Annotated in this window: 8 protein-coding genes; 2 read left to right on the forward strand and 6 right to left on the reverse strand. The window is 66.1% G+C overall.

Going from position 1 to position 7,017, the window contains the following annotated elements; genetic code table 11:
• The first annotated feature begins 345 nt into the window (after positions 1-345).
• Both G3N94_RS25415 and G3N94_RS25420 read left to right on the forward strand, forming a co-directional pair.
• Positions 346-1,371 carry a GlxA family transcriptional regulator gene (locus tag G3N94_RS25415; RefSeq protein ID WP_205795307.1) on the forward strand — a complete coding sequence of 342 codons (1,026 nt, stop codon included), beginning with the start codon at positions 346-348 and terminating at the stop codon, positions 1,369-1,371.
• Between the two features lie 149 nt (positions 1,372-1,520).
• On the forward strand, positions 1,521-2,408 hold the full coding sequence (locus tag G3N94_RS25420) for a DMT family transporter (RefSeq protein WP_205795308.1): 888 nt from the start codon (positions 1,521-1,523) through the stop codon (positions 2,406-2,408).
• On the opposite strand, the gene G3N94_RS25425 is transcribed toward G3N94_RS25420, so the two are convergent.
• From G3N94_RS25425 to G3N94_RS25450, 6 genes are all read right to left on the reverse strand, one after another.
• Complete coding sequence (locus tag G3N94_RS25425; RefSeq protein ID WP_205795309.1) at positions 2,397-3,332, reverse strand: LysR substrate-binding domain-containing protein; 936 nt, start codon at positions 3,330-3,332, stop codon at positions 2,397-2,399. The two genes, G3N94_RS25420 and G3N94_RS25425, sit on opposite strands and share 12 nt — an antisense overlap.
• Positions 3,333-3,537: 205 nt before the next feature.
• The gene (locus G3N94_RS25430) at positions 3,538-3,918 is read right to left on the reverse strand and encodes a DsrE family protein (RefSeq protein WP_205795310.1); all 381 of its coding nucleotides are present in this window, start codon (positions 3,916-3,918) and stop codon (positions 3,538-3,540) included.
• A gap of 9 nt (positions 3,919-3,927) precedes the next feature.
• Positions 3,928-4,341 (reverse strand): DsrE family protein, encoded by a 414-nt coding sequence (locus tag G3N94_RS25435; protein WP_205795311.1) that lies wholly within the window; start codon positions 4,339-4,341, stop codon positions 3,928-3,930.
• A gap of 15 nt (positions 4,342-4,356) precedes the next feature.
• The gene (locus G3N94_RS25440) at positions 4,357-4,683 is read right to left on the reverse strand and encodes a DsrE family protein (RefSeq protein ID WP_205795312.1); all 327 of its coding nucleotides are present in this window, start codon (positions 4,681-4,683) and stop codon (positions 4,357-4,359) included.
• A 306-nt stretch (positions 4,684-4,989) separates the two neighbouring features.
• Complete coding sequence (gene fdhA, locus G3N94_RS25445; RefSeq protein ID WP_205795313.1) at positions 4,990-6,186, reverse strand: formaldehyde dehydrogenase, glutathione-independent; 1,197 nt, start codon at positions 6,184-6,186, stop codon at positions 4,990-4,992.
• A gap of 172 nt (positions 6,187-6,358) precedes the next feature.
• Positions 6,359-7,017, reverse strand: a 659-nt coding sequence (locus G3N94_RS25450; protein ID WP_205795314.1) for an HlyD family efflux transporter periplasmic adaptor subunit, incomplete at its 5' end; no start/stop codon positions are given.

Consider the following 7,017-nt stretch of genomic DNA (forward strand, 5'->3'; position numbering starts at 1 on the left):
GTCGTTCGGATTTTCGGTCGATTGATGAATTTAGACGCGTTCTTTGCCTTTTCCGCCATTCGCGTCCAATTTATACAAGTGACCGGTCGTGCTTTTTCGGATGCCCAACGAAACGCGCGAGCCGAGTTCACCTATGAACAGGCACTCGGGCGGTGCCGGCGCTGCCCGGTGCGGGTGCAGCACGTCACGGATACGGTGCAGTGCAGCATCGCCGCTGCGTGCAGGCAACGTATGGAGCTAGGGTTTAGCCGTATGGCACGCTTGTTGCGCTCGCTCCCACAATACCGCAGCCCGACTCGTGCCTCGGGCCAATAGCTATTAGTAGAGATTCAAGGAACGCTCCCCATGTCGCCCGACCGCACAGCGTCGCTGTCCCACTTCGCGTTCATGCCGTTGCCCAACTTCACGATGATCGCGTTCACGAACGCGATCGAGGTGCTTCGGATGGCGAATTACCTGAGCGGCCAGCCGCTCTATCGCTGGTCGGTGATCAGCCCGGACGGCGGCCCGGTCACGGCGAGCAACGGTCTGACGGTCGACACGGGTCCCGCCGAATGCGCGGGGCAGCCGGACATCGTGTTCGTGTGCGGCGGCGTCGACGTGCAGCGCGCGACGACGGCCGACCACCTGACGACGCTGCGCCGCTTCGCGCGCGCGGGCATCCCGCTCGGCAGCCTGTGCACGGGCACCTACGCGCTCGCGAAATCGGGCCTGCTCGCGGGCTATGCGTGCGCGATCCACTGGGAGAACATGTCCGCGCTGAAGGAGGAGTTTCCGGACACGCGCTTCCTGAAGGAACTGTTCGTGATCGACCGCGACCGCATCACGTGCACGGGCGGCGTCGCGCCGCTCGACATGATGCTGAACCTGATCGCCGCGCGCGTCGGCACCGCGCGCGTCACGCAGATCGCCGAGCAGTTCATCGTCGAACACGTGCGCGACACGAGCGCGCAGCAGCGGATGCCGCTCGTCGCGCGGCTCGGCTCGGCGAACAAATCGCTGTTCGAAGTGATTTCGCTGATGGAGAACAACATCGAGGAGCCGCTGTCCCGCGAGGAGCTCGCGCGGCTGGCGAACATGTCGCAGCGGCAGCTGCAGCGGCTGTTCCGCGAACATCTCGGGATGACGCCGACGCATTACTACCTGACGCTGCGGCTGCGCCGTGCGCGCGAGCTGCTGCTGCAGACCGACATGTCGATCATGCACATCACGATGGCGTGCGGGTTCCAGTCCGCATGCCATTTCAGCAAGAGCTACCGCGACGCGTTCGGCGTCGCGCCGACGCGGGAGCGGCGCAAGCAGGTTGCGCCGCTGGCACAGCCGGCAGGGCCCGGCGGTGCGGCGTTCCCGACGCTTGCGATGCACGCGTGACCGTTCGCGTCGATTCAATTTTCTAAACCGGGGTCTCGCAAAACCTCGTTTGTGTCGCAACAGCTTCGTGGCGTTCAATGGTGCGATCGGCCGCGTCGACGCGCATCGCGTTCCGGCGCACGGCCCACTCCAACGCGCGGAGCTCGCACATGAACGCACTACAACTCGTGATCCTCGCCGCAATCTGGGGCGCATCCTTCCTTTTCATGCGGATGGGCGCACCGGAATTCGGCGTCGTCCCGCTGATCGCGCTGCGGGTCGCGATCGCGGCCGTGCTGCTGTCGCCGGTGCTGCGCAACGCGGACGCACGGCGCGAGTTCCGCTCGCATGTCGTGCCGCTATTCGTCGTCGGCATCGCCAATTCGGCACTCCCGTTCTGCCTGCTGACCTACGCGGCGCTGTTCGTGACGGCCGGCACCGACTCGATCCTGAACGCGACGACACCGCTCTGGACCGCGATCGTCGCGTACCTGTGGCTGCGTGTGCCGTTGACGAAGCCGCAGGCGATCGGTCTCGCACTCGGCTTCATCGGCGTCGTCGTGCTGGCGGGCGCGGAACTCGGCGGCGGCACGGCCGGCGCATCTGGCGCCATCGTCGCCGCGATGCTCGCGACGCTGTCGTACGGGTTTGCCGCGCATTATTCGAAGCGGAAACTGGCCAACGTCAGGCCGTTCGTGTCCGCGTTCGGCAGCCAGCTGTTCGCGGCGCTCGCCCTCGCGCCGCTCGCGCTGCACGTGTGGCCGGGCAGCCCGGTTCACGCATCCGCATGGCTCGCCGTCGTGCTGCTGGGCGCGGTGTGCACGGCTGTTGCGTACCTGCTGTACTTCGGGTTGATTCGCCACTCGGGCGCACAGTACGCCGCGTCGGTCACGTTCCTGATCCCGATCTTCGGCGTCGTCTGGGGCGCGATCTTCCTGCACGAGACGATCACCGCACAAACCATCGCGGGATGCGCGATCATCCTGCTCGGCACGGCGCTCGCGACCGGCAAGATCAAGGGGTTCGGCGCGGCCGTCGCGCGCGGGTCACGGCAGTAGTTCGGGCTGTTGTCCGGTCTGTAGTCCGCCCTGCCCGTCGCCTTCGGCGATTTCCCGGACGAGCCAGTCGCGGAACGCCGCGATCTTCCATTCGTGCTGCCGGGCTTCGCTGCACACGACGTAGTAGCAGAACTCGGTCGGCCACGGCCGCGTCAGCACGCGAACCAGCCGGCCGGCCGCGATCTCGTCCTTCGCATAGATGTCCCGGACGAGCGCGATCCCCTGCGCCGCCACGGCGGCCTTGATCAGCAGCGGATCCTCGCCGAAGCTCGCTCCGCGCTGCGCGCGGGGATCCTCGATCCCTTGCGCGCGCAGCCACAGCGTCCAGTCCGCGCGATCCGCGTCCTGCAGCAGCGGATACGACAGGCAGTCGGCCGGATTTTCGATCGGCCGGGCCGGGTCGAGCAGTCGCGGGCTGCATATGGGCCACAGCTCCGGCGTCCAGATGCGGAGCGACGTGTGGCCCGGATAATCGCCCAGGCCGTGCCGGATCGCGACGTCGACGTAGTCGCGGCGCAGGTCGACCAGCTGCGCGCGCGTCTCTACAGTGATTTCGATTTCGGGGTAGGCGGCATTGAACGAGCCGAGGCGATGCACGAGCCACGTGTTCGCGAACGACGCGGTCGTCGTCACGGTCAGGCGGACGACGCGCCGGTTCGCGCCGTGGATGTTCGACCACGCGGCTTCGATTTCGCCGAAACCGCCGGCGAGCTGATCGAACAGCGCGCGGCCCGTGCCGGTCAGTTCGATGTCGCGGCCGTTTCGCTCGAACAGGCGCACGGCCAGCCGATCCTCGAGATTGCGGATGTGCTGGCTGACGGCGCCGGGCGACAGGCAGAGCACGTCGGCCGCCTGCTTCATGCTGCCGCATCGCGCCACTTCGACGAACGTGTGCAACGCTGCGAGAGGTAGGGACTTGGCCATCGCTGTGTGTCGGTTGTCGATCCGCGCAGGAAGGTTAGGGAGACGGTCGCCGATTATCCCAACAAATCCATGGGTCGGGAATCAGTGCCAGGTCGCCTCTGCACACGTCGACCGCAACGAAAACGGGCGGCCCGGAACCCGGACCGCCCGTTTCAGATACCTCTATTCGCAAACGGTGGTGGCGCGACTGCGGACAGCGTTGCCGTTACCAGTGCCAGACCTGATCGAACTGGTCGAACAGCGCGGGGATCTCGTCCCATCCGACCTGCGTCAAGCCGCCGATCACGTCTTCGCCGGATAATCCGCGCTCGCGCATATCCTCGCTGACGGCATAGACGGCGACACCGGCACCGATCATCTTTTCCAGATCCTTGTCGAGCGCCGCCGGATGAGCATGCCGGCGCGCGCCGAACGTGAGTCCGGTGGCATCCTGCCCACGCACCGCATAGTTCACTGCGCTGCCGCGCAGCAGCAACCCGACATCCGCACCGGCGTTTTTCAGCACATGATTCAGCCACAGGATGGTGTCGTCCTGCTCTTCAAGCGTCGCCCGGTACGCTGTCTCGACAATGCTCAGGATTTTCATGGCGCGCTCCTATTTCGTCGGGATGACGAGCACGGCGTCGCTCTGCGTCACGGACTCGAGAAAATCCTTCGGGCTGCCGCGGCGTGGCCCGTCGATCCAGTCACCCGCACCGCGTTCGTCCACGCACAGCCCGCAGTTGATCCAGTCGAGCTTGACGCCCTGCTGCGCCGCGAGTTGAAACAGCGCCGCAATCCAGTCCCTGGTGGTCGGGTGATCCTCTTCCTCCACCGATGTGCCCTTGACCGGATTGGCGTGCGGAGCCTGCGCTTTCATCGTCAGATTGACCGCGCCCTCATAGGCGAACACCGTGACGTCGTGGCCTTGACGCAACGCCGCATCGACCAGCCGCAGCGCCGTGGTGCTCGCAGCCTTCTCGTACGGCGGATCCATCAGTGCCAGCGTCAGTTTCTTTCCGGTAGCCATCACGTTCTCCTTGCTTCAATACCAAATGGCCTTTGTGTCGGCCACGAACAGGAGATCGACGAGTTGATCGATACCGGCCTTTTGGACACCGTCCGCCAGCCGCTCGATCGCCCGCTCACGCAGCGAGAATTCGTCTGCAAGAACCGTGATGCCGCTGCGCGTCAGATCCGCATACCGCTCACTGAACTTTGCGCCCGGGCGAGTCGACAGCACGCCGTTTTGAACCAGGAACAACGTGACTGCGTTGTTTCGCCCGCGCAGGCCTTTGGCGAGTTCGTCAAACTGCTGGGTGTCCCGGGTGCCATACGGATCGCGCGATTCCACGAACAAGTAATTCGCCATCTCAGCCTCCTGCCGGCTTGCGGTCCGAACAACCGGTTCCCGCCGAAGCGTTGCCCCCGCATCGCACTCGTCGCAATGCGCGCCAATTGACCGTGTGGCGTGTGCGCCGCGCCAGCCCCTGAATCCGGTATAGCAGAACGGGGGAACAGTCCAAATAACCACGCGTCATATCGTGCAAACTTCCGGTCACGAACTGGCGCTGCGTTCAAAGAACCGTGGATTCGGGGCACGATTGAGGCACCCACAAACGAAAACGGGCGGCCCGTTACCGGACCGCCCGCTCATCACGCCGGCACCGCCAGCGCGTTACGCCGCCAGCAAGCCGTGCGGATCGATGACGAATTTGCGCGGCGCGCCGCCGTCGAACTTCTTGTAGCCTTCCGGCGCATCGTCGAGCGAGATCACCGACACGTTGACGATCTTCGCGATCGGCAGCCGGTCGAACAGGATCGCCTGCATCAGGTTGCGGTTGTACTTCAGCACCGGCGTCTGGCCCGTGAAGAACGAATGCGACTTCGCCCAGCCGAGGCCGAAGCGGATGCTCAGGCTGCCGTGCTGCGCGGCCTTGTCCTGCGCGCCCGGATCGTCGGTCACGTACAGGCCCGGGATGCCGATCGCGCCGGCCGGCCGCGTAATTTCCATCAGCGAGTTCAGCACCGTGGCCGGCGCCTCTTCCGAGTGGCCCGACGAGCCGTGGCCGTGCGCCTCGAAGCCGACGCAGTCGACCGCGCAATCGATCTCCGGCACGCCGAGGATCTGCTCGATCTGCTCGCCGAGCGTCGCATCCTTCGACAGGTCGACCGTCTCGAAGCCCATTGCCTTCGCGTGCGCGAGACGCTCCGCATTCATGTCGCCGACGATCGTCACGGCCGCGCCGAGCAGGCGCGCCGACGCGGCGGCCGCCATCCCGACCGGGCCCGCGCCCGCGATATACACCGTCGAGCCGGGCTTCACGCCCGCGCTGACCGCGCCGTGATAGCCGGTCGGCAGAATGTCGGACAGGCAGGTGAGATCGCGGATCTTCGCCATCGCCTGGTCGCGGTCGGGGAATTTCAGCAGGTTGAAATCGGCATACGGCACGAGCACGTATTCGGCCTGGCCGCCAATCCAGCCGCCCATGTCGACGTAGCCGTACGCGCCGCCCGCGCGCGACGGGTTCACGTTCAGGCACACGCCCGTATGCGTGTCCTTGCACATCGCGCAGCGGCCGCACGCGACGTTGAACGGCACCGACACCAGATCGCCGAGCTTCAGCGTCTCGACGTCGCGGCCGATCTCGACCACCTCGCCCGTGATCTCGTGACCGAGCACGAGCCCGACCGGCGCAGTCGTGCGGCCGCGCACCATGTGCTGGTCGGAACCGCAGATGTTCGTGCTGACTACCTTCAGGATCACGCCGTGGCCAATCGCGCGGCCGCTCGGATCGACCATCTTCGGATAATCGATCTTCTGCACCTCGACCTTGCCCGGCCCAAGATAGACGACACCTCGATTGCTGCTCATCGTATTGTCTCCATGTCTCGTTGGATGGCGCCGCCGCGCGCCGGCGGATGCGGCGCACGTGCAACGTGCTGTTCGAGAGTAGTCCGGGACACGGGGGCGCCGATGTCTCAAACGCGACATGCGTTTGAACTGTGCCGACATGGGTGGCGGAAACACGAAAGTCCGGCGGGCGCTACCCGCCCAGATTGTCGCGGACGATCGCCGCGGCCGCCGCGTCGGCCTCGCTCGCAACGCCGTCGTGCACACGCGTGCCGACTGCCGGCGTCGGCGGCTCGCTGTCGAGCGCGTGTCCCGCGCGGTCGTGCGTGTCGACCGTCACGCGCATCGACAGCCCGACGCGCAGCGGATGCGCGGCGAGCCCGGCCGGCTCGATCGCGATCACGACAGGCACGCGCTGCACGACCTTGATCCAGTTGCCGGCCGCATTCTGCGACGGCAACATCGAGAACGCGCTGCCCGTGCCGGCCGAGAAACCCTGCACGCGGCCACGATAGACGACGCGCGAGCCGTAAAGGTCCGACACGACGTCGACCGGCTGCCCGACGCGCATGTGGCGGATCTGCCCTTCCTTGAAATTCGCTTCGATCCACAGCCGGTTCAATTGCACGATCGACATCAGCGGCACGCCGGGGCCGACTTGCTGGCCGACCTGCACCGCGCGCTGGCCGATCGTGCCGTCGACCGGCGCGACGATCGTCGTGCGCTTCAGGTTGCGATACGCAAGCTTGAACTGCGCGGCCGCCTGCATCACGGCCGGATTCTCGTCGACCGGCAGCTTGCTGCCGAGCGCGCGTGCCGCGTCGAGCTGCGCCTGCGCGGCCGCGAGATTGG

The sequence above is a fragment of the Burkholderia sp. Ac-20353 genome, from assembly GCF_017104785.1.
In the GTDB taxonomy this organism is placed as follows: Bacteria; Pseudomonadota; Gammaproteobacteria; order Burkholderiales; family Burkholderiaceae; genus Burkholderia.

Bases quoted from the DNA above. Each gene is read 5' to 3' on its own strand.
- G3N94_RS25415 (WP_205795307.1), top strand. From the start codon at position 346: ATGTCGCCCGACCGCACAGCGTCGCTGTCCCACTTCGCGTTCATGCCG.
- G3N94_RS25420 (WP_205795308.1), top strand. From the start codon at position 1,521: ATGAACGCACTACAACTCGTGATCCTCGCCGCAATCTGGGGCGCATCC.
- G3N94_RS25425 (WP_205795309.1), bottom strand. From the start codon at position 3,332: ATGGCCAAGTCCCTACCTCTCGCAGCGTTGCACACGTTCGTCGAAGTG.
- G3N94_RS25430 (WP_205795310.1), bottom strand. From the start codon at position 3,918: ATGAAAATCCTGAGCATTGTCGAGACAGCGTACCGGGCGACGCTTGAA.
- G3N94_RS25435 (WP_205795311.1), bottom strand. From the start codon at position 4,341: ATGGCTACCGGAAAGAAACTGACGCTGGCACTGATGGATCCGCCGTAC.
- G3N94_RS25440 (WP_205795312.1), bottom strand. From the start codon at position 4,683: ATGGCGAATTACTTGTTCGTGGAATCGCGCGATCCGTATGGCACCCGG.
- fdhA (WP_205795313.1), bottom strand. From the start codon at position 6,186: ATGAGCAGCAATCGAGGTGTCGTCTATCTTGGGCCGGGCAAGGTCGAG.